The 23599-nt window shown below is 34.5% G+C and carries 19 protein-coding genes, 8 tRNA genes and 1 rRNA gene; all 28 read right to left on the bottom strand.

What is annotated here, in order from left to right; translation table 11 throughout:
* Nucleotides 1-30 precede the first annotated feature (30 nt).
* Nucleotides 31-106 (bottom strand) — tRNA-Ala (locus tag KA883_RS11135).
* An 18-nt stretch (nt 107-124) separates the two neighbouring features.
* Nucleotides 125-198 (bottom strand) — tRNA-Pro (locus tag KA883_RS11140).
* 27 nt (nt 199-225) lie between these two features.
* Nucleotides 226-302 (bottom strand) — tRNA-Arg (locus KA883_RS11145).
* A gap of 13 nt (nt 303-315) precedes the next feature.
* Nucleotides 316-404, bottom strand: a tRNA-Leu gene (locus tag KA883_RS11150).
* A gap of 7 nt (nt 405-411) precedes the next feature.
* Nucleotides 412-486: transfer RNA gene (locus KA883_RS11155), tRNA-Gly, on the bottom strand.
* A gap of 14 nt (nt 487-500) precedes the next feature.
* Nucleotides 501-573, bottom strand: a tRNA-Lys gene (locus KA883_RS11160).
* Between the two features lie 6 nt (nt 574-579).
* Nucleotides 580-655, bottom strand: a tRNA-Thr gene (locus KA883_RS11165).
* A gap of 14 nt (nt 656-669) precedes the next feature.
* Nucleotides 670-745 (bottom strand) — tRNA-Val (locus tag KA883_RS11170).
* Nucleotides 746-761: 16 nt separating this feature from the next.
* Nucleotides 762-876: ribosomal RNA gene (gene rrf, locus KA883_RS11175) — 5S ribosomal RNA — on the bottom strand.
* Between the two features lie 473 nt (nt 877-1349).
* A complete protein-coding gene (gene lysS / locus KA883_RS11180; protein ID WP_046206541.1) occupies nt 1350-2837 on the bottom strand; it encodes a lysine--tRNA ligase in 1488 nt (495 codons plus the stop codon).
* A 512-nt stretch (nt 2838-3349) separates the two neighbouring features.
* A complete protein-coding gene (folK, locus tag KA883_RS11185; protein WP_046206542.1) occupies nt 3350-3829 on the bottom strand; it encodes a 2-amino-4-hydroxy-6-hydroxymethyldihydropteridine diphosphokinase in 480 nt (159 codons plus the stop codon).
* A complete protein-coding gene (folB, locus tag KA883_RS11190; RefSeq protein WP_046206543.1) occupies nt 3829-4194 on the bottom strand; it encodes a dihydroneopterin aldolase in 366 nt (121 codons plus the stop codon). The genes folK and folB overlap by 1 nt, the downstream gene beginning before the upstream one ends.
* The gene (folP, locus tag KA883_RS11195; protein WP_210139985.1) at nt 4172-4990 is read right to left on the bottom strand and encodes a dihydropteroate synthase; all 819 of its coding nucleotides are present in this window, start codon (nt 4988-4990) and stop codon (nt 4172-4174) included. The genes folB and folP overlap by 23 nt, the downstream gene beginning before the upstream one ends.
* Nucleotides 4991-5329: 339 nt before the next feature.
* The gene (gene cysK / locus KA883_RS11200) at nt 5330-6262 is read right to left on the bottom strand and encodes a cysteine synthase A (protein WP_046206545.1); all 933 of its coding nucleotides are present in this window, start codon (nt 6260-6262) and stop codon (nt 5330-5332) included.
* Nucleotides 6263-6419: 157 nt separating this feature from the next.
* Nucleotides 6420-7298 carry an Hsp33 family molecular chaperone HslO gene (hslO, locus tag KA883_RS11205; protein WP_046206546.1) on the bottom strand — a complete coding sequence of 293 codons (879 nt, stop codon included), beginning with the start codon at nt 7296-7298 and terminating at the stop codon, nt 6420-6422.
* Nucleotides 7299-7511: 213 nt separating this feature from the next.
* Nucleotides 7512-9626 carry an ATP-dependent zinc metalloprotease FtsH gene (gene ftsH / locus KA883_RS11210; protein ID WP_046206547.1) on the bottom strand — a complete coding sequence of 705 codons (2115 nt, stop codon included), beginning with the start codon at nt 9624-9626 and terminating at the stop codon, nt 7512-7514.
* 284 nt (nt 9627-9910) lie between these two features.
* Nucleotides 9911-10450: a hypoxanthine phosphoribosyltransferase gene (gene hpt, locus KA883_RS11215; RefSeq protein WP_046206548.1), complete on the bottom strand. Its 540-nt coding sequence runs from the start codon at nt 10448-10450 to the stop codon at nt 9911-9913.
* A gap of 4 nt (nt 10451-10454) precedes the next feature.
* Nucleotides 10455-11747 (bottom strand): tRNA lysidine(34) synthetase TilS, encoded by a 1293-nt coding sequence (gene tilS, locus KA883_RS11220; RefSeq protein ID WP_196296349.1) that lies wholly within the window; start codon nt 11745-11747, stop codon nt 10455-10457.
* 197 nt (nt 11748-11944) lie between these two features.
* Complete coding sequence (locus KA883_RS11225; protein WP_046206549.1) at nt 11945-12343, bottom strand: S1 domain-containing RNA-binding protein; 399 nt, start codon at nt 12341-12343, stop codon at nt 11945-11947.
* A gap of 100 nt (nt 12344-12443) precedes the next feature.
* Complete coding sequence (locus KA883_RS11230) at nt 12444-12845, bottom strand: FtsB family cell division protein (RefSeq protein ID WP_046206550.1); 402 nt, start codon at nt 12843-12845, stop codon at nt 12444-12446.
* A gap of 20 nt (nt 12846-12865) precedes the next feature.
* On the bottom strand, nt 12866-13129 hold the full coding sequence (locus tag KA883_RS11235) for an RNA-binding S4 domain-containing protein (protein WP_046206575.1): 264 nt from the start codon (nt 13127-13129) through the stop codon (nt 12866-12868).
* 2 nt (nt 13130-13131) lie between these two features.
* Nucleotides 13132-14319: a MazG nucleotide pyrophosphohydrolase domain-containing protein gene (locus KA883_RS11240; protein WP_046206551.1), complete on the bottom strand. Its 1188-nt coding sequence runs from the start codon at nt 14317-14319 to the stop codon at nt 13132-13134.
* The gene (locus KA883_RS11245) at nt 14319-15857 is read right to left on the bottom strand and encodes a polysaccharide biosynthesis protein (RefSeq protein ID WP_046206552.1); all 1539 of its coding nucleotides are present in this window, start codon (nt 15855-15857) and stop codon (nt 14319-14321) included. Before KA883_RS11245 ends, KA883_RS11240 begins: the two co-directional genes overlap by 1 nt.
* The gene (gene mfd, locus KA883_RS11250) at nt 15847-19359 is read right to left on the bottom strand and encodes a transcription-repair coupling factor (protein WP_210139986.1); all 3513 of its coding nucleotides are present in this window, start codon (nt 19357-19359) and stop codon (nt 15847-15849) included. The genes KA883_RS11245 and mfd overlap by 11 nt, the downstream gene beginning before the upstream one ends.
* Complete coding sequence (gene pth / locus KA883_RS11255) at nt 19356-19928, bottom strand: aminoacyl-tRNA hydrolase (protein ID WP_046206554.1); 573 nt, start codon at nt 19926-19928, stop codon at nt 19356-19358. Before pth ends, mfd begins: the two co-directional genes overlap by 4 nt.
* Nucleotides 19929-20119: 191 nt before the next feature.
* Nucleotides 20120-20779, bottom strand: a complete 660-nt coding sequence (locus tag KA883_RS11260) for a 50S ribosomal protein L25/general stress protein Ctc (RefSeq protein WP_046206555.1) — start codon at nt 20777-20779, stop codon at nt 20120-20122.
* A 141-nt stretch (nt 20780-20920) separates the two neighbouring features.
* Nucleotides 20921-21886: a ribose-phosphate diphosphokinase gene (locus KA883_RS11265; RefSeq protein WP_046206556.1), complete on the bottom strand. Its 966-nt coding sequence runs from the start codon at nt 21884-21886 to the stop codon at nt 20921-20923.
* A gap of 142 nt (nt 21887-22028) precedes the next feature.
* Nucleotides 22029-23384 carry a bifunctional UDP-N-acetylglucosamine diphosphorylase/glucosamine-1-phosphate N-acetyltransferase GlmU gene (glmU, locus tag KA883_RS11270; protein ID WP_046206557.1) on the bottom strand — a complete coding sequence of 452 codons (1356 nt, stop codon included), beginning with the start codon at nt 23382-23384 and terminating at the stop codon, nt 22029-22031.
* Nucleotides 23385-23599 lie beyond the last annotated feature (215 nt).

Below are 23599 nucleotides of genomic sequence, written 5' to 3' on the forward strand. Positions count from 1 at the left end.
TTCAGTTTTCAATGTTCATTTAAATATATATGGTGGAGACTAGCGGGATCGAACCGCTGACCTCCTGCGTGCAAAGCAGGCGCTCTCCCAGCTGAGCTAAGCCCCCATATTCTTTTAATAAGAGTCGGGAAGACAGGATTCGAACCTGCGACCCCTTGGTCCCAAACCAAGTGCTCTACCAAGCTGAGCTACTTCCCGTATTTATTATAATACTCATTCTAAAAATGGTGCGCCCAATAGGAGTCGAACCTATAACCGCTTGATTCGTAGTCAAGTACTCTATCCAATTGAGCTATGGGCGCTCTATTAAAATGATGGTGCCGAGGACCGGAATCGAACCGGTACGATGATCTCTCATCGCAGGATTTTAAGTCCTGTGCGTCTGCCAGTTCCGCCACCCCGGCAAAATAATGGAGCAGAAGACGGGATTCGAACCCGCGACCCCGACCTTGGCAAGGTCGTATTCTACCGCTGAACTACTTCTGCAAAATGAAACTGGATGAGCCATAGAGGATTCGAACCTCTGACCCTCTGATTAAAAGTCAGATGCTCTACCAACTGAGCTAATGGCTCATGAAATGGTGCCGGCCAGAGGACTTGAACCCCCAACCTACTGATTACAAGTCAGTTGCTCTACCAGTTGAGCTAGGCCGGCTATTCATTTTTAAATGGTGGAGGATGACGGGTTCGAACCGCCGACCCCCTGCTTGTAAGGCAGATGCTCTCCCAGCTGAGCTAATCCTCCACATGATTATTATAAAGCCTGGCAACGTCCTACTCTTGCGGAACGTAAGTCCGACTACCATCGGCGCTAAGGAGCTTAACTTCTGTGTTCGGCATGGGAACAGGTGTGACCTCCTTGCTATAGTCACCAGACAAAATAACTTACTCAATGTATGATACATTGTTTGTTATTCAATTACAATAGTTAATTTTACACTATCTTAAAGAATTTCACAAGTTCTTTACTTAGTATTTAATATGTAAATGCTCGTTTTCGACGACTTTTATATAATACTATGTTTTTTTGCTGAAGTCAATAGTTTTCGTAACTTTTATTTAAACATAAATTTATTTCGTATGTATTTGCGTTTACTTAACTCGACTTGAATTATCTTACCATAAGAAATCGAGGTTTACCATACCTTTTTTAGTATATTTTTATATTTAAATAGCATAAATATGCATAATTGTATCTTATTACTTTTATTATTTTCTATTTTAATTCTAAGCCTTTTGTATTTCCTTGTTTCTTGCATAGTTTATATTTGTAAATAAAAAGGATTAAACATCCCGGCTTTTATTTGTAAGCCACAATATTTAATCCTTTATTATTAAGTTGAGCTATATTACTTTTGTCTCATATATGGGAAAAGTAATACGTCTCTAATTGAAGCTGAATCAGTAAGTAGCATAACAAGTCTATCAATACCTATACCTAGACCACCTGTTGGAGGCATACCATATTCTAATGCTTCAATGAAATCTTCATCCATTTCATGGGCTTCGTCATTGCCTTGCTCTTTTTCAACTAATTGTGCTTCAAATCTTTCTCTTTGATCTATCGGATCATTTAATTCTGTAAATGCATTACCATGTTCTCTGCCTACAATAAATAATTCAAAACGATCCGTAAATCTAGGGTCTTCTGGATTTTTCTTTGCTAATGGTGATATTTCAATTGGGTGTCCATATACAAAAGTAGGTTGTATTAATGTTTCTTCAACTTTTTGTTCAAAGAATTCGTTTAAAATATGACCGTATTTCATATTTTCAGTAATTTCAACACCATGCGCTTTAGCCAGTGTTTTTGCCTCTTCATCATTTTGAACATTAAAGAAATCAACGCCTGTAGCTTCTTTGACAGCATCTGCCATATGAACTCGTTTCCAGTTTGATTCTAAGTCAATAACTTCTTCACCATAATTAATTTTTGCAGTACCAAGTACTTTATTAGATATATGTCTAATCATATCTTCTGTTAAGTCCATAATATCGTGATAGTTTGCATATGCTTCGTAGAGTTCGATCATTGTGAACTCTGGATTATGACGTGTAGATACGCCTTCATTTCTAAACACGCGACCAATTTCATATACTTTTTCTAAGCCACCAACAATTAATCGTTTCAAGTGTAATTCTATTGCTATTCTCATATATAATGTAGCATCCAAAGCATTGTGATGTGTTACAAACGGTCTCGCTGCAGCTCCACCAGCAATTTGGTGCATCATTGGAGTTTCTACTTCTAAGAATCCTTGATCGTTTAGGTAATTACGCATTTCTTGTAAGATTTTACTTCTATTAATAAAAGTTTGCGTACTATCTTGGTTTGTTATTAAATCTAAATAACGTTGACGATAGCGTTGTTCAATATCTTGTAAACCATGAAATTTATCTGGTAATGGTCGTAATGCTTTTGTTAGGAGCGTGAATGATTTTGCTTTGACCGACAATTCACCTGTGTTTGTTTTAAACATAACGCCTTCAATACCTACGATATCTCCTAGGTCTGCTGATTTCCATAGTTCAAATTGTTCTTCTCCAACTTGGTCTTTTCTCACATAAATTTGAATTTGGCCTGATAAATCTTGTACGTGTGCAAAACCTGCTTTTCCTTTACCACGTTTCGTCATTAGACGTCCTGCAATGCTAACATGACTTTCTGCTTCTTTTTCTTGTAATTCTTCTTTGGAGAATTGATCCCAATCATCATGCAATGGTGTAGCCATTGAAGTTCGTACAAATTTTCCGCCGAATGGATCGATACCTAAATCGTATAGTTCTTGCATTTTTTGACGACGCACCTGCATTTGGTCGTTCATTTCTTCTGACATAACTTTCTCTCCTTTATACATCTTATCCAATTTTAATTTTAGCATTAACCTTTTTGTTAGAATTCGAGGAATATCTATCATTGATGATTACCGTATTTTGATTTGTTCCAATCATTTCTAACTTTACCATGACCACCCCATCTTTTAAATACAAAGATGGTATTTGCTTATGTGCTTAGTACCAATTTTTCAACTTTTAATTTTACTAGAGGTCATGAATGTAATAAAGTAATTTAAACTTTAAAATGTTATATCAGTATTATTAATCAATTGTAGATAAAATAATGCTATTGTATTCCCTTTGACATCTACTTAAATATTTTATTAGAGTTAACGATAATACGAAAGGTATTGTTACTCATTTATTATTTGGTAAGTTACTATCCTGTCAATATGATTGAAGAAACAACATGAATTTTACAGTTTTTATATAATAAAACTGAAAGTATACGCATTCAAGTATAGCGCTTTGCTATTCCGCTTCATCATGAAATTTACACACATTTGTTTCCTTACCCCTTATATTGTTTCACTGAATTATCTAACATTACTAAATCTCTAATTTTTTTATTTGTATGAGGTTCAGTAAAATCTGGTGCAATATCATTTAATGGTATGAGCACAAAAGAACGCTCTAACATACGTGGATGCGGTATGATCAAATCATCTTCATCTATGATTTGTTCCTCAAATAATAAAATATCAACATCTAATGTTCTAGGACCCCATCTTATATCTCTCACTCTATGCAACTGTTGTTCTGTTCCTAAACATGCCTTTAATAAATCATGAGGTGTCAGTGATGTTTCTATTTCAATACATTGATTTAAAAATTGCGGTTGCTCAACATATCCAACAGGTTCAGTTTCATAAATTGGTGATGTTTGTGTTACATTGATACCTTCTGTTTCATTTAAAATACGAATTGATTGATCGAGCTGTGCTTTTCTATCTCCAACGTTACTTCCCAAACCTAAGTACGCATATGACATTATAAATTCTCCCTCACTATTTCTACACCTACACCTTCATAATGACCTGGTATAGGGGGATTTTCTTTAGTGATTCTAACTTGCGTTTCCATTACACGATTATAGTGTGAATTTATACGTTTTGCAATACGTTCAGCTAGATGCTCTAATAAATTCACTGGTTCACTTTCCATGATTGATTTCACATCTGCATAAACTTCACCATAGTGAACTGTATCAGTTACTTGATCTGTTTCACCTGCAAGGCTTAAATCGACTTTCATAGTCAAATCAACGATGAATATTTGACCAATTTCATTTTCGGCTGGTAATGCACCGTGATAGCCATAAAACTTCATACCGTTAAGAAATATTGTGTCTTTCATCCTCATTCTCCTTTAAATAATCCATGCTTTGAGCCAAACGGACATTGAGCGCAACGTTATGAACCCTCACACCTTTAACGCCTTTCATTATACCGTATGCAGTAGTAGCTGCAGTTGCTTCATCTCTTTCAATTGCTTGCGTGTCTCGATCTATCATTTCTTTAATAAATCTTTTTCTACTTGTCGCTAGTAGCACAGGATAATCTGTAGCTACTAATTCATCCAAGCGTGCCATTACTTCTTTTTCTTCATCTCTTGTTTTTGCAAAACCAATGCCAGGATCTATCCAAACTTTTTCTTGTGGGATACCTGCCATTTCTGCTTTATTAGCTTGTTTCAATAAATGCACAAGCATTTCATCCACAACAGGCATTGATCTATGACCATCACCATTGTGCATCAATATAATCTCACCTTCATATTTAGATACAACGTCAAAGATTTTTTCATCATATAATCCAGCCCACTGATCATTAATCATTGTAGCGCCTAATTTCATTGCTGCTTCTGCTACTTCACTTCTATATGTATCAATAGACAATTGAACATCTAATCGGCTAAGTGCTTTTACAACAGGGACCACGCGCTGTAATTCTTCAGTAACACTTATTTCCTCAACACTTATTTCCTCATAACCAGGACGTGTTGATATACCACCTACGTCAATCATATCTACACCCTCTTCAATCATTTCTTGCGCTCTTTTGACAGCCTTTTCTACTGAATTATATTTACCGCCATCAGAAAATGAATCAGGTGTTACGTTTAATATGCCCATAATTTTTGTATGTGCCATCGTTACTTTCTTCCTTTCACTATGAAATGACTCATCGTTAGCTTAGTAATCACTATTCTATAATAACGCTAATTTATAAATTTTTCAGTAACCAACGTTCATATCGTCGGAAAATGTAAACTCGTTTATTTCACCCATTTCCACATTTTGTAATTAATAGCTGGTATTCAGACATTTTAATCATTTCGTATTGTACTTTTTCAATTGCTTTAGTTGTCTTTAAAAACTCTACAAACAAAGCATTCACAGAAGTCATAAAAAAATGTCGACAAAGTCAGAAACCTTGTCGACATTTGAAACTGATCATACTTACACATAATCGGTTTTATAAATATATTTTTAATCTTCAAATGAATATAGAGGTGTTGAAAGGTAACGTTCACCATTACTTGGTAATACAGTAACTACTGTTTTACCTTTACCTAAAGATTTGGCTTTTTCTATAGCTGCATAAATTGCTGCACCTGAAGAAATCCCACCTAATATACCTTCTTCTTTAGCAACCTTACGAGACATATCCATCGCTGTTTCATTACCAACTTTTATAACTTCATCATAGATATTCGTATCTAAAGTATCTGGTACAAATCCTGCACCTAAACCTTGAAGTTTATGTGGTCCTGGTTCTCCACCACTTAATACTGGAGAATCTTCAGGTTCAATAGCTACAAGATTAATGTCAGGGTATTTCTCTTTCAATACTTTACCTGCACCAGTTAATGTACCGCCAGTGCCAACACCAGCTAAGAATGAATCAATGGTTTTACCTTCAAATTGTTCAACGAGTTCTGGACCAGTTGTCAATTCATGCACACGTGGATTAGCCGGGTTTTCAAATTGTTGTGGTTCATAATAACCAAATTCTTCTTTTAATTCTTTGGCTTTTTTAATTGCACCTTTCATCGCTTCTGATCCTGGTGTTAAAACAACTTCTGCGCCATAAGCTTTTAATAAATTACGACGTTCTTGACTCATTGTTTCTGGCATTGTGAATACTGCTTTATAACCTTTCGCAGCACATACAAAAGCTAAACCAATACCTGTATTACCACTCGTAGGTTCTACAATTGTATCTCCTGGTTTGATTTTTCCTTCTTTCTCTGCCGCTTCAATCATTGCTAACGCGATACGGTCTTTAACAGAACCACCTGGATTTTGATATTCTAATTTCACATAAACATCTGCAGCATTTTCATCCACCACATTGTTCAACTTAACTACTGGCGTATTGCCAATCACTTCAACGACATTATTTACTGGTTTGTTTGTCATAAGTATTGCTCCTTTTCATTAAAAAGTTTAAAACCTACTTTTTCTATCGGATATACTTTATATTTTATCAGATTTTGATTTGAATACAACTAAGAAGATTAAAAATTACAATATTTTTATACTTTATAGTGACTTAAACTTCATTTTAAAGGATTTTTTACATCTTTTCTAATAATTCCTGTAATTCATTTTCTGTATATTGATATTTATTTCTACAGAAGTGGCATTCTGCTTCTGCACCATGATCTTCATTAATCATACTTTCGATTTCAGCTTGGCCTAGTCCTTTAATTGCATTTAAAAACTTTTCGTGACCGCAATTACATTCAAAACTTACAGGCATTTGTTCTAAAATTTGAACTTCATCTTCACCAAGTATTTCATATAATATTTCTTCTGGAGTTAAACCTTGATCAATTAATTTCGAAACGGGTGTCATGTTGTTGATTGCTGTTTCTAATTTATTGATTGTTTTTTCTTCTGCACCTGGCATCACTTGTATGATAAAACCACCTGCAGCTTTTATAGAGTTATCAGGATTCACTAGTACGCCTAACCCTACAGATGAGGGTACTTGTTCACTTTTTGCAAAGTAGTAAGTAAAATCATCGCCTAATTCACCAGAGACTAGTTCACTTGAACCAGAGAAATAATCTTTCATTCCAACGTCTTTTACTACAGTTAATGCACCATTTGTTCCAACAGCTCTACTAACATCTAATTTTCCTACGTTATTTAGAGGGAAGTGCGTTTGTGGATGCGTCACGTATCCTCTGACATGACCGCTGGCATCTGCATCAGCTATAATTTTTCCGATTGGCCCTTGTCCATCAACTGTAACTGTCAGTTTTTGATCGCCTTTTAACATTGCACCCATCATCAACGTTGCAGTCATTGTTCTGCCAAGTGCTGCGGATGCTGTCGGCCAAGTATAATGTCTTGTTTGTGCTTCTTGAACACTTTCTGTAGTTAATGCACTATATGCTCTTATCTGTCCTTCATAAGCCAATGCTTTAACAATGTAATCATTTGTCATTTCTTTAATTTCTCCTTTTATTCATTGTAAGTGTTTAAATTGTCTTCTAACTTCTATATAGAATTTTATAATACTTTTTATCAATGCAATTTATTGTACGTGTTCAATCAAAAAATTGCTACATATCTGTTTGTGATTTTATTGATTGATGAATAATAAAAAAGCTTCTTTCCACATCAATATGATAGCAGAAAGAAGCTTTTTGTTCAGTTATTAATTTCTATTGCTTGGATCATTAGGATCACTTGGGTTGCTAGGTTTATCGATATTTGGTGCTTGTTCATGACCTGTCTCTTCTGAGTCGTCATTGTCATGTTCACTTTCTTTGCTTTCTTTATCGATATCTTTTTCCTCTTGTTGGTCTTCTTCTTGTTGTTTTTTACCAACTTCTAGTTGTTCTTTTCGTACATCTTCATATGATTTACCATATTTACCTTCTTTAAATTCACTTTCTTGATCACTTACAACTTCTGCTGCATCGTAATCAACTTCTGGCAATACGCCATCATAGAATAATGAACGAATTTGTTCAGCAACTAATGTCTCTTCTTTTAATAAAGATTCAGCAATTAAAAGTAATTGTGATTTATGTTCTAAAAGAATGTCTTTACAACGTTCGTATTGTTCTTTAATAATACGTTGAACTTCTTTATCAATTTCATACGCAATTTGACCAGAATATTCTGGTTCGCCTTGCATGTCTTTACCTAAGAATACTTGTCCATTGCTGCTACTTGAGAATTGAACAGTACCAAGTTTCTTACTCATACCATATTCAGTAACCATTTGACGTGCGATTTGTGTTGCACGTTCAAAGTCATTTGAAGCACCTGTTGATACTTCGTTGAAATTAATATCTTCAGAAACTCGACCACCTAACAAGCCACAGATCTTATCAAGTAATTCTGGTTCAGTCATTAAGAAGCGATCTTGTTTTGGTAACATCATTGCATAACCACCGGCTTGACCACGTGGTACGATAGTAACCTTATGGACAACCTCTGCTTCATCAAGCACCATACCAATAATAGTATGACCGGCTTCATGGTGTGCAACAATATTACGTTCTTTTTCAGAAATGACACGTGATTTTTTAGCAGGACCTGCAATCACACGGTCAGTCGCTTCTTCAATATCACGCATATCTATTTTCTTCTTGCCTTCACGTACTGCAACTAATGATGCTTCGTTCAGCAAGTTTTCTAAATCTGCACCAGAGAAACCAGGTGTTCTTTGAGAAACTGCTTTTAAGTCTACTGTTTCATCAAGTGGTTTATTTCGAGCATGAACGTGCAGAATTGCTTCACGTCCTTTTACATCTGGACGTCCAACTTGAATTTGTCTATCAAAACGACCAGGACGTAATAATGCTGGGTCTAAAATATCAGGACGGTTTGTAGCAGCAATCATAATGATACCTTCGTTTTCACCGAAACCATCCATTTCAACTAGTAATTGGTTTAGCGTTTGTTCACGTTCATCGTGACCGCCACCAACACCTGCACCACGTTGACGACCAACTGCATCGATTTCGTCAATAAAGATAATACAAGGTGCATTTTTCTTAGCATTTTCAAATAAGTCACGTACACGGCTTGCACCGACACCTACAAACATCTCAACGAAGTCTGAACCACTGATTGAGAAGAATGGTGTACCAGCTTCACCAGCTACTGCACGAGCTAATAACGTTTTACCTGTACCTGGAGGTCCTACAAGTAAAACACCTTTAGGTATTCTAGAACCCATTTGCTTAAATTGTTTATTATCTTTTAAGAAGTCAACAATTTCTATTAATTCTTGTTTTTCTTCATCTGCGCCAGCTACGTCTGAGAAGCGTACACGTTTTTTCTGACTGTCGTACATTTTCGCTTTGGATTTACCAAAGTTCATCATACGACCGCCGCCACCGCCGCCTCCTTGTGCTTGACTAAGGAAGAAAATAAATAATAAGGCTATGATTAAAACTGGTATTAACGTCGTTAAAATACTTACAAATACGCTTTGCTTTTCTTCTTCTTTAACTGTAAATTTCAATCCATCTTGACTTTGTGCTTTATCTGTTATTTTTTCAAGCTCTTTATCATTATTATATAAAATAGTTGAAGAATAATCTTCATCTTTTTTAGTTTTACCGCTTACCATATATACATTTTGTTCTGGTTGAATTTCTAAGGATTTTAATTCACCTTTATCTAATTGCTTAACAAATTGGTTATATGTAAGCTGTTTTGGCATATTTCCGTTACCATTTAGCCACGAAAACAAGCCAAATATAATAACGCCAATGATTGCGATAACTAGCACGTTACGAAAGGCTTTCTGCATGCGTCGTTTCCTCCTACTTCAATAATAAAACTAACAAAAATTGTAACACAATACACAAGTTTTGGGCTAGTAATTCTACTTTTGTATGTACGTTACAGTTCTTGTTGTTTTTATACTTTTATATTTTTGATATACAAACATTTTACATATACTTTATGATTAATCCCTTAAATGATTTACGTATATGTTCACGTATTTTATCAATATATTATGTATATCGACTCATTTAATATGATTACGTTTTACAGTATATAACAATATTTCATACGATTAAATTGTACTGCTTACTTTGAATAAATTTCTGGTTTAAGCGTTCCAATATATGGTAAATTTCTATAATTTTCAGCATAATCTAATCCGTAGCCAACTACGAATTCATCTGGAATTTTTTTACCTACATATTTTGCTTCGATATCTGCTTTACGGCGATTCGGTTTGTCTAACAATGTCACAATTTCTAGTGAATTGACTTTTCTTGATTCCAATAATTCAGTTATTGATTTTAATGTTGTCCCAGTTTCTAAAATATCTTCAATAATCAAGATGTCTTTCCCTTCTATTGAAGCGCTTAAATCTTTAAGTATTTGTACTTCTCCTGTTGATTCAGTACCGCCATGATAACTAGAAACATCCATGAAATCGATAGCTAAATGCGTTCCAATATGTTTAATAAGGTCTGTCATAAACATTACTGAACCTTTCAAAATTCCTATACAAACAAGTGGTTTACCTGCATATGCTTCAGTAATCTTTGCACCCAAGTCTTTACAAATTTGTTCTATTTCTTCTTCATCTATTAATATTTCCTTTAAATCATCTCGCATAATTTCATTCCTCTCCCGTATTTCGTATGAAAATAGTATCTTTATATTCATTATTTAAATATAACGTACCTACAGCAATAATTGCTTCATTTGCATTAACTAAAATTGGTAATTGGTTACGTTCAGTTTGTATCACTTTATGATCAATCAGTAATCGACTTACTTTTTTGTGTCCTTTTATCCCATTTAGTTTGAATTTATCACCATTATTTCTAGTTCTAATAACTAACGGATAATCATCTTCCGGAAAATTATCTGTTATACTAATTCTATAATGACCATAATGATATAAACCTGGCTGCAAAATTTTAGTTGGCATAAGAAATTTATCATAATTTGCCATTATTATAAATTTATCATAAGCGATATAAATATTCCATTTATCCGTTGTATATATTGTGCATTGAGTAACTTTGCTTTCGAGTTGCTGAAACCAAGATTCATACATTTTTTCAGTCATTGGTGCTGTTATCTGTAATTTTGAAAATATTTTATCTAATATTATGATTTTAATATTATGGTTCAAATTTGAAAATGCAACTCTTGGAATGACTATTTCATCTTTATCAGCATTTTCGTGAACATGAGTTTCTATAAAATGTAACGCATGGTCATGTAATTCTTGCAGTTGTATATCATGCCAATCTTTCAATTTTAGTAGCTGTTTTGTCGATAAATGTCGGTTGTCGTCAATAGCAGGTAAAATACGATTACGAATATCGTTTCTAACATAAAGATTTTCAGCATTGGTCTCGTCTTCATAATAAGGTACTTCATAACTTTGCTGATAGTTTCGAATGTCTGCTTTTGTTGTTTCTAACAATGGTTTACACAACATATAGGCACTTCGTGAAGTCAGATATGACATACCTAAACTACTTCGAGTTGAACGACCAGTCATCAATCGATAAAAGATAGTTTCAATTTGATCGTCTTGATGGTGAGCGGTTAATAAAACGTCTGCATCCAACTCCACCATCATAGTATCAAACCACTGATATCGTTCATTTCTCGCAATATTTTCAATGCTATTCCCCTGTTCAATAACTTCTGATAAATCTAAATGATGCACGAACAACGGAATCTGATAAAACTCACAATATTTTCTTATAAATGTTTCTTCTTCTTGTGCAATATCACGAATATTATGATTCACATGTAAGCAAGTTAATTTTCTATACGATTGGGATAATGGATGAATTAAGTTGTGTAATAATACCATGCTATCAATCCCGGTTGAAACGGCTAACACAATGTGTTGTTCTTTATTCCAACCATCAGCATTAACTTCTATCATAGCTTACCTCCTATGTCACAATACGAAATTTTTTTACATGCACCTTGTAATGTCTGTGAACAACAAAAAATAGACTGTTTCCTTAAGTAAGAAAACAGTCATTTATTGTCAAAGTCACACGTCGTTAAAATGATATTAAATGTTGTATTTGAGCAATTAATTTAAGTTCTCTTTGGAACAGTCTTATTTTATATATTTTAGCGTCTAGCGCCTTTTCCACCACGTCTAGATTCCGTTTGACGCTTAATAGAAGTCAATTTATCTTCACTATCTTTTAAGAAGTTTGTTAATTTCTTTTCAAAGTCCTCACCTTTAGGTTGAGTTTGTTTATGATTTGGTTTGTTTTGAGGTCTACGCGGACGATCTTTTGCTTTTTTGATTGACAAACTAATTTTTCCATCATCAGCAATTGATAGTACTTTAACTTCAACTTCATCACCAACAGATAAGTGATCTTCTACGTTTTCAACGTAGTTATCTGCAACTTCACTTATGTGAACTAAGCCACTCTTTCCTTCTGGAAGTTCGACGAAAGCGCCAAACTTTTTGATTCCAGTGACTTTACCTTTAAGCTTGTTTCCTACTTCGATTGACATATTATAAATAAATCCTCCCGATTCGTTTCGATTTTAACCCTATTATATGCCTGTTTGCATAAATTAACAATGGTATAATGATGCAAAAAATTAAATTCACTTATTTATCATCATTTTGCGCCTTAGATTTGGTGTCAGATTTATTTTCTCCGGGCAATTTGAAAATAACTTCCCCATCATTACTTAGATAGTAATCATCACGTGCAACTTTTTCAATATAATCTTTATCATTTAGATTATTTAATTGTTCTTTTAGTGCTAATTCTTCATCTTGTTGCTTTTGATACTTTTGTTCTTTTTGTTGGCGCTCGACTGCATCGTCATTGTTACTTTGTTTTTGAGTGACAAGCATGATGGATAAAATGATAATAATCAGTAGTAAAAGACCACCGAATAAAGTGATACGTTTACGAACAACACGCTTCCTCATTTGTTTGTGTTGCTTTTTTTTGTTTTCTGCTGAAGTATACGTATTGCCTATATTTTCAACTTTTTTATTCATTTGCTTGTCACCTCCCTTTCCTATATTTCACTTACTTTTTCTTCTTTAATGAGTTCATACATGCCCTTTGCATTTTCTTTTGTTGCATGTTCACTCAATCCCGTAACTTTGATTGTTACAACTTTTTGACCAAATCGGATAACAAGCTCATCCGATTCTTTTACATCGGTACCTGCTTTAGCAACTACACCGTTTACAGTAATACGTCCTTGATCACTGATCTCTTTAGCTAAAGTGCGACGTTTTACTAATCTTGACACTTTGAGATATTTGTCTAATCTCATCATTATTTTCCTCCTTGCTCTAAAATTCGTTTTAAAGCATTTTCATCTAACGACTTATTTTTTGTTTTATCATACAATGCTAAGAAGTGGTCTGCAAATACTTTCTCAAATTTCACTCGCTGTTCTTTACCTTCTTTAGACTTAGCATCGGACCAAATATTTTTCAAATCTTCTTCAGTTTCTGCTTTTGTGTCACCAAAAACATGTGGATGTCTGCGTATCATTTTTTCTGAAAGGCTTTGTATCACTTCGTTTATATCCATGTAACCTTCTTTTTTGCCAATACTTGCGTGTAATAATACTTGTAACAGGATGTCTCCTAGTTCTTCTATCATATGCCAATCGTCTTCGTTATCTATAGCTTCAAACAATTCGAATGTCTCTTCCAGTAAATAGCGTTTTAACGTATGATGTGTTTGAACCTTATCCCATGGGCAACCTTTTTCATCGTCTACAAGATGATTTATGATACCAACTGCATAGTCAAAATCACCAAAGTATGCTTCTTCGGTTTCCACTTTTGGAATAAATACACTTGTTATATTGTTAAAAACATCATCGTAATGATCTATTTCATATAACGGTGTTTTGATTACATTGGCGTGATTATTGCTCGCACCATCTACGATATAAACAAGTTGGTCATCACTATAGCTTTCCATCAATGTCACTTTTAAATCACCTGCGACCATTGCACTATAGACTTGTGTGATAAGTGTGTGCGTACGCATATTCAACTTTTCTTTTTGAAGATCTGTTGCATCTAACATCGTAAAACCATCATTAGGGTCAACTTTTACCGCTTCAAAAATATCGTCTATAAAGCTCTTGCCGCCCAATATTTCAATTTCAATATCAGAATGTTGTTGAGCATACTGCTCTAAATACACAGTTGTCGTTTCAGCTACACGTGGATGCCCTGGTACAGTATATACAACATCATTGTCTCTTGCAGCATCAATCAACTTTGTCACAATAGCTTCATATACATTTTGAAAAGCGTCATGGCGTTTATATTCTTGATCAAAACTTTCCATGTCGATACCTTCCGAAGTTAAATCTTGGATAACTGGATGGTCAAAGGTACGTGTGTAAACGAGTGTTTGTTTTTTTAAAAATTTATAAATTCCTAAGGGTAAATCTTCTATACCATAATTCCCTAACCCAACAATTGTTATTTTATTTGTCATTAATGTTTCCCTCTTTTCATATGGAATAGTTTATCTCCAAAAGGCAGGTGTTTAAGTTCTCTAAAACTTAATAAATGCATGCGTACGATAGAAAAAATCACTACAATAACGCCGATAGTTGCTGCTACAGCTAATTCGACTAAGCCTTGCATTCTACCTTCTCCCGGAATAAGAAACATAACTATTTGTACTGTAATTGATAACAGCATCATTGTAATTACTAACTTAACAATGAACTTTTTCATTGTTTGAAAATGATACAGCTTTAAGACTTGATACTGTAAAATCCACACAAAGATGAACAGTGAAATCACAGTACTTACACTGGCACCGAAAATTGAAAATTGCGGTATTAAAACCATATTCAATATCGCTTTGACCACTACCCCAATACCAAATGCACACAAAATAATTTTAACGTGATTTTTCACTTGTAATAAGGCGATATCCATCATTATAAGAGAAACGCATATGACGGTAAGCATATAAACGGATAACGTACCGTTCAAACTATCGTTTTTAAAGAATACGCTATTCATTACAGGTAGCAAATTGATTAAACCTATTGCTGCTGCAACACTAAATAAAACTGTAATCTTTATAGATGCGTTAGCATAACGATTTACCAGTATATGTTGTTTTGTTTTTAATGCATCTGTTAGTAATGGGATAAGTACAAAACAGAACGTTGTCGTTACAATTAATCCCATCTGTATAAAAGACGCACCTCGATCATAAATACCTTTAAAAATAGTTGCTTCGTCAAAATCTAAACCAGTCATTTGAAGCGCATGTATTACTGTAAAGCTATCCACGACTTGCCATACAATAACAATTAATTGGCTTACCGCGAACACAACGATACCTAACGTTAACTTTTTCCAAGCCACTTCCACATTGGCATATGCTTTAGATAACTTAAAAGGTTTCCGCTGCATCAGAAACAAACTAGATGCGAAAAAGCCAATACCTGAACCAACAATCGCCAATGTACCTGCACGGTATATACTCCATGATTGACTCGTAAACATCACAATAGCAATCATGATAATGGCGACACGAATAAATTGTTCTATAACCTGGGAAATAGCGGGTATATTCATCTCATGATGCGCTTGATAATAGCCCCTATAAACACCAAGTATGCCAACAAATAAAAAGCTAACACTTGCCGCCCTTAACATAGGTGCTAAATTGACATCTCCCATAAGAAAGGCAACCCAGTGTGCACACATAAATAAAAGTAAGAAAAAGATAACACCAGCAAATTGTAACCTTAATAACACGCGCGTATATTGATTGGGGTTCCCGTTTGCGTTGAAAGTTTGAGTGACCGCACTAGGAATAGCATTCATCGATAAAATAACGCCTAAAGCTACTATGGGGTACACTTGTTGATAGGCATATAATCCGCCATCGCCCAGTAAATTTTGATAGGGGACACGGTATAATGCACTGAGTATTTTAACGATAATAAGCGCTATTGTTAGTACAACAACACCATTAAAAACACTTTTTGTATCAGATTTAACGTTCATCTGATATAACCATACTTTCCTCTAAACATTTCACTAAGAATTTCAAACTGTCCAACCATACTTTATCTTTATTTAGCGTCACTTTCATTTTACCTTCTTGAACACCAACTTTCATTGCGCGTCCAAGTGGTTGTGTTTGTTTAAAGAGTGCTTCGCCATTGATGTCAGTAGTACCTTTTTCGGATAAATAAATTTCTATTTTTTTACCTACATCTTTAATAAGTGTTACACCTGCATTCAATGCATGCACTTTAATTTCCATCATTTCAAGCAATCTTTCAACCTCAACAGGATAGTCATTAAAACGGTCAATGAGTTCATCTTTAACATCCATCAATTGTGATTCCGTCTCAATTTTACGTAATTTTTTATAAATTTCTATCTTAGCCTGTTCATTTGGAATATATTCAGCTGGTAAATAAGCATCAATATTTAGTTCAATTTCAACTTCAGGCGCATCATGCTGTTCTTCTTTAATGCCTCGTTTTTCATTTACCGCTTCTTCTAACATTTGTGAGTATAAATCGAAACCTACGGAATCAATAAATCCATGTTGTTGTTTGCCTAAAAGGTTACCTGCACCTCGAATATTTAAATCTCGCATTGCAATCTTAAATCCAGAACCTAATTCAGTAAATTCTTTAATTGCTTGCAATCTTTCTTCTGCAGTCTCTGATAATACTTTGTTAGATGGATGTAAGAAATAAGCATAACCTATACGACTTGAACGTCCCACGCGTCCTCGTAATTGATATAATTGACTCAGTCCAAACTTATCAGCATCTTCGATAATTAAAGTATTGGCATTGGGAACGTCTACGCCAGTTTCAATAATCGTAGTCGTTACAAGAATATCAAATTCATGATTGATAAAGCTTAACATCGTTTCTTCCAAATCACGTTCATTCATTTGACCGTGGGCCACACCTATATTCGCTTCTGGCATTAACATTTGTAGCTGTTCTCTTTTTTCATAAATCGATTGCACTTTATTGTACAAGTAGAAAACTTGGCCCTCACGTGATAATTCTCTTTCTAACGCTTCTTTAATAAAATTCATATTTTGCTCTAATACATAGGTTTGCACAGGAAAACGATTTTCTGGTGGTGTTTCTATGACAGATAAATCACGCACGCCTAACATACTCATATGTAGCGTTCTCGGAATAGGTGTTGCAGTTAATGTTAACACATCAACATTTGTCTTAAGTGATTTAATCTTTTCTTTGTGTCTTACACCAAAACGTTGTTCCTCATCTACAATGAGTAGGCCCAAATCTTTGTAATGAATATCCTTGCCTAATAATTTATGTGTACCCACAACGATATCAACATAGCCTGATTTTAGTCCTTCTTTCACTTCTTTCACTTCTTTAGTCGTTCTAAACCGGCTAATAAGTTGAATTTCTATTGGAAAATCTTGCATACGTTCAATCAAAGTTTCATAGTGTTGTTGCGCTAAGATTGTGGTAGGCACGAGAAACGCTACCTGCTTACCTTCCATTACAGCTTTAAATGCCGCTCGTACCGCTACTTCTGTTTTTCCGTAACCTACATCACCACATAATAACCTGTCCATTGGACGTTCTACTTCCATATCTTGTTTAATCTCTTCAATGGATTTGCCTTGGTCTGGCGTTAACTCATAAGGGAAATCAATTTCAAAATCATTTTGTTGTGGGGTGTCTGGACCATATTTATAACCAACTGACATTTCTCTTTCTTTATATAATTCTATTAATTCATCGGCCATATCTTCAACATTTTGTTGAACTTTGGCTTTCGTTTTCTTCCATTCTGTGCCACCAAGTTTATTTAATCTAGGTGATTTATCTTCGGAAGCAACATACTTTTGTACTTGATCCATTTGATCTACGGGTACAAATAATTGATCAGTACCTTTGTATTGTAATTTTATATAATCTTTGTGTACGCCTCCAACTTCAAGCGTTTCGACACCTAAATATTTCCCTACACCATGGTGAACATGAACAACAAAATCTCCAACTTTCAAATCTTGATAGGATTTGATTTTTTCTGCATTTGTTAATTTCTTATGTTGCTTTACCTTTTTCTTTTGTTTAGATTTAAATAGTTCACGTTCTGTTACAACAACGAGATGCATATATGGCAATTCAAAACCTTCTGACAAACTGCCTTCAGTGATAATCGCACTACCACCATCACTTTGTGTGCTTGGTGTATCTATAAATGTTGGTATATGCATTTCATTTAACATTGATTGAATACGCTCTTTTTTCGCTTCAGTTTCTGCTAATACGACAATCGTATAGTCATTTTGAATAAATCGTTGAAATTCAGAACGCATGATATCATATTGACCATAAAATTGTTGTACCGGCTTACATGAAAATTTAATGATTTCATTGAGTTCTACCGGCATCGTTGCCGTAAATAAAGTAAAATACGTAACTGGATATCGATTTAATAGTGACTCAAATCCGTCATATTGTAAGAAATTCTGTCCGATAAATCCTTTACCGCTTTCAATTAAACTTTGCATAAATTCTTCAGCTTCAGAAATCAGTGTTGTTTCAGTTTCTTTAATTCTATTATATTCATCCACTGCTACAATCGCATCAGACTTGAAGTAATCAATAATGGTTGCAGGTGCTTCATACATAAAAGCAGTGAGTCTGCGTAATACTTGATGATCAAATAAAGAAGATTCAAAAAGTTGAAAACTTTCATATGTTTCTTTCAAGTCATTACGTACAGATTTATCTATTTTGGGACGTGTATACTCATATGCTTCTTTTAATTTTAGTTTAGTATGCTTCAATACATCATCTGTAATAATATAATCACTAGCTATCGTAATATCTACTTGGTCTAAATTCTCTTCTGAACGTTGGGTTTCAACATCAAAGTTTCGGATTGAATCTACTTCTGTATCAAATAGTTCAATTCTTACAGGCATGCCTATTAAAGGATATATGTCAATAATCCCACCACGCAATGAGAATTCACCAATATGCGATACTACACTCTCTCTACGATATCCCATGTTTACAAGTTTGCTTAAAAATTCATCAATATCAATGTCGTCACCAATGGTAAGTGTGAGTTGATGCTCCCTCCACATTTCAACGGGTGTTAACCATTTTTTAAAACCATTTAACGGTACGATAAATAACCCTCTCTTTTCTTGAGCAAGTGCCGTCAAAGTACGTACACGTTCACTCATGAATTGGGGGCTTTGTGTGGAAAATTCTTCTGTCATAATATCTTGCATTGGATACTTGTATATATCGTCAGTATCAACATATTGTTGTAAGTCACTCTCTAGTTTGTCAGCTTGATACAAGTTGTTCGTTACTACAAGGAGTTGCTTTGAACTATGAATAAATTTTTCAGCTATAATTGTTGCCTTTGCCGAACTAGATAACCCAGTAACCAATACGTTGGCTTCACCAAATACTTCATTCAACTCTTGATAGCGTTTATCTTCTTTAATGTATTCTGTAATTATTGATTTCACTTGACCTCACCATTAAACTCATTCATCACACGGTCAAAACGAGAACTTTCAATATAAGCTTCTACTGCACGTGCTGAATGTTCTATTACGTTATTCATTGTTTCCATTTCTTGTTTTGAAAATTTTTGCAATACATAATCAACAATCGACATGCCGTTGGACGGACGATCAACACCAATACGAATACGTTTAAATTCGTCTGTACCTAAGGCTTGAATAATCGATTTCATACCATTATGACCGCCGGCACTGCCTTTTTGTCGTAATCGAATTTCCCCTTGAGGTAAATCCAAATCATCATATAGTACAAGTAAATCGTCTATATCAATATCATAATACTTCATCAGTGGACCTACAGCATCCCCAGACAAGTTCATCATCGTCATTGGTTCTATAAACATCACTTTCTCACCAGCCAAATGTTCGATTGTATAGGCACCTTTATACTTTTGTTTATCTAATTTAAATTGATTCTGTTCTAACATATAGTCAATAACTTCAAAACCAATATTATGTTTTGTCAGCTCAAAGCGTTTGCCGATATTGCCTAAACCTACAATACATTTCATTATGTTACCTCCAATTGTTGTATTCACTCAGAAACATTTATTATTTCGCAACACTCTATAGTTTCTTTTTATATTTTCATATCATTCACTATATTAACATAAAAAAACACCAGCTTAACGAATTAAGCATGGTGCTTTTTAAAATCATTTTTCTTATTGAAATCGCGTGTTTGAAAAAGGGATCGAAGAAATTACTCTTCTTCTTTTTCTTCTTCGTCGTCTTCTTTATCTTCACCAACAACTTCAGGCTCTTCAGTTTCTGATTCGCCTTCCATAGCTTCGATTTCTTCTTCAGTAGGTTCTTCAGTTGGAGGAACTACTGTTACTACAGACTCTTCAGGGTCATTTTCAATTGTGAAATCACCTGAAACTTTAATGTCTGCCACTGAATAGCTATCGTTAACATCTAATTCGCTGATGTCAATTTCGATAGATTCAGGGATATTATCCGGTGTTGCAGTTACTTCAAGGTCGAATAATGGTTGTTCAACAACGCCACCTTCTTTAGCTCCTACTGCTTCACCAGTAAGTTGAACTGGTACTTCAACTGTACGTTCTTCACTCATATTGATCGCTAAGAAGTCAATGTGAGTAATTTGGTTTTTAAGTGGATCGAATTGATAGTCTGAAACCATTACTTTAATTGTTTTAGAACCTACGCCTAATTCGATAACACCGTTACGTCCAACTTCACGAATCACTTTGATAAATTCTACTTCATCAACTTTTACTGAAGTATTTTTTGTACCATAACCATAGACGATTGCAGGTACTTTACCAATTTTTCTTAGTGTTTTAAGGTCTGAACGTGTTTGTTTACCTTGACGAATAATTGACTTTAATGAAGCCATATTATTTCCACCTTTCATTTTTTGTTCTTATTATCATAATAAGAACCCCTCACTTGCCCATCAACATAATGTTGCTTGCAAGTGTTTATTTAATCGTGAATTGAAATCACGAACGGAATAATTATACAACTATTGCATTAATTAGTCAAATAGTACACTAACAGATTCTCTTTCATATACGCGCACAATAGCTTGTGCTAATAAACCTGCAACTGACAGTTCTTTAGTATTGGCTGGTTTACGATTTTCATCTAATTGAATTGAATTTGTAACGACTAGCTCTTTAATCGCTGAATTTTCAATACGTTCTTTAGCTGGGCCTGATAAGACAGGGTGTGTACAACATGCATAAACATCTTTTGCTCCTTTATCTTTGAGCGCTTGAGCTGCTAATGTAATCGTACCGGCTGTATCGATGATATCGTCGATAATTATCGCTGTGCGACCTTCAATTTCACCAACAATATTCATTACTTCAGCCACATTAGGTTTAGGACGTCGTTTATCTATGATTGCAATTGGTGTTTTAAGAATATCTGCAAGTTTGCGTGCTCTCGTTACACCACCGTGGTCTGGAGAAACTACAACACATTCCTCTGGGTCAATGTCTGTATCATTTTGGAAGTATTCTGCTAAAATCGGAACACCCATCAAGTGATCTATTGGCATATTGAAGAACCCTTGGATTTGTGGTGCATGCAAATCTAAGGCAATCATGCGATCTGCGCCAGCAGTTTCGATTAAGTTTGCAACTAATTTTGCTGTGATTGGTTCACGGCTGCGCGCTTTTCTATCTTGACGTGCGTACCCATAGTATGGCACTACGATATTAATATTGGCTGCTGAAGCACGTTTGCAAGCATCAATCATAATTAATAATTCCATTAAATGTAAGTTTACTGGATTAGAAGTAGGTTGAATAATAAATACGTCACAACCACGAATACTTTCTTCAATATTAATTTGAATTTCTCCATCGCTAAAACGTTTTACAGAACATTTTCCTAGCTCGATTCCAACATTATCTGCTACTTCTTGGGCTAAGGGCTCATTACCTTTTAAAGAGAATATTTTCAAAGCAGAATTCTTATACTCATTGTTTAACATTTATAGTCCTCCAATTAATTCATTCAATTAGTTTCGTTCATAGACAAAGTTATATTTATTTCATTAATCTACAAAATGTCGATTGAGGTCTTACTTAGATCTACATTATATTTATGTGATTAGAATCATAATCTAATCGTGTCTATTTTTTCAAATAACCTTCTTTAGTTGTTTGTCTCGCTCTTGCTAATGCTAAACTATCATGTGGCACGTTATCAGTAATGGTAGAACCTGCAGCTATAAATGATCTATCACCTAAAGTAACTGGTGCTACTAAGTTGGTGTTACAACCTATAAATGAATCATTGCCGATGATTGTTTTTGATTTATGCTTACCATCATAGTTTACTGTGATAGAACCACAACCTACATTCGTACGTTCACCAATTTCTGCATCACCAATATAACTTAAATGCGGTAATTTAGCACCTGTTTTCACGACTGATTTCTTAACTTCTACAAAGTTTCCAACTTTAACATTTTCACCTAAGTCTGCCCCAGGACGTAATTGAGCAAACGGTCCAATTGTAGTATTGTCACCTACAACTGATTCGTTAATCACCGATTGCTTAATTGTAACGTTTGAACCTATTTTACTATTAAGAATTTCTGTGTTTTGGCCAACAATGGTATCTTCGCCAATTTCACAACTACCAGCTAATTTCACATTTGCTTCAATTGTAACATCCATGGCGATTTTTACATCTGCACCTATATATGTAGTAGCAGGATCGATAAGTGTTACACCGTTTCTCATATGGAAGTCATTGATACGTTTTCTATAAGCTGCCTCTGCCTCACTTAACATTAGACGATCGTTGACACCCATAATTTCTTCAAAATTATCTGTACGATATATTTCAACCGTTCCTTGTGCTTGTAAAATAAGAGATAAAACGTCAGGTAAATAATATTCAGCTTGGACATTATCATTTTTTACCAATTTCAATTTTTCAAAAAGTAATTTATTATCAAATGCAAAAATACCTGAGCTAATTTCATTGATTTGTTGTTCATCTGCTGTTGCATCTTTCTGCTCTACAATCTTAACTAAATGATCATTGCCATCTCTCACAATACGACCATAACCATATGGATTACTCGTCGTCGCTGATAAAACTGTTGCATCAGCTTGATTGTGCTCATGATGTTCTAATAATGATTTAAGTGTCTCTCCAGTTATTAATGGCGTATCACCACAAACCACTAATGTTGTACCTTGTTCGTCTTTCAAGTGCTCACTTGCCATTTCAACAGCATGTGCAGTACCGAGTTGTTCGTCTTGGAAACTATATAATGATGTATCTCCTAACGTTTCTTTCACGCTTTCTGCACCGTGGCCAACAATGGTCACAAGATTTTCTACTCCAGATTGTTTAACGTTATCAACGACATGTTCAATCATTGATTTGCCCGCAACCTCATGTAGTACTTTGTATTTCTTAGATTTCATACGTGTACCTTTTCCAGCTGCAAGTACTATTGCATGTCTTTGCATGTGTGTAACCCTCCATTAAATTATACACTTCTATATTATTATAATTTAACGCTAGTACCACTTTCAAGGCTCAAAACCCTAATGTTATACAATGGAAACAATTCAAGTTATTTTCTATCAACTTCACATATTCATAATTGTCATCTTTGACTGACACAAATCATCACAAAATGTTTTTCACAAACTGATTTCATACTTTGTGAAAAATTATATAT

Source organism: Staphylococcus sp. GDY8P54P (assembly GCF_017892645.1).
Taxonomy (GTDB): Bacteria; Bacillota; Bacilli; order Staphylococcales; family Staphylococcaceae; genus Staphylococcus; species Staphylococcus ureilyticus.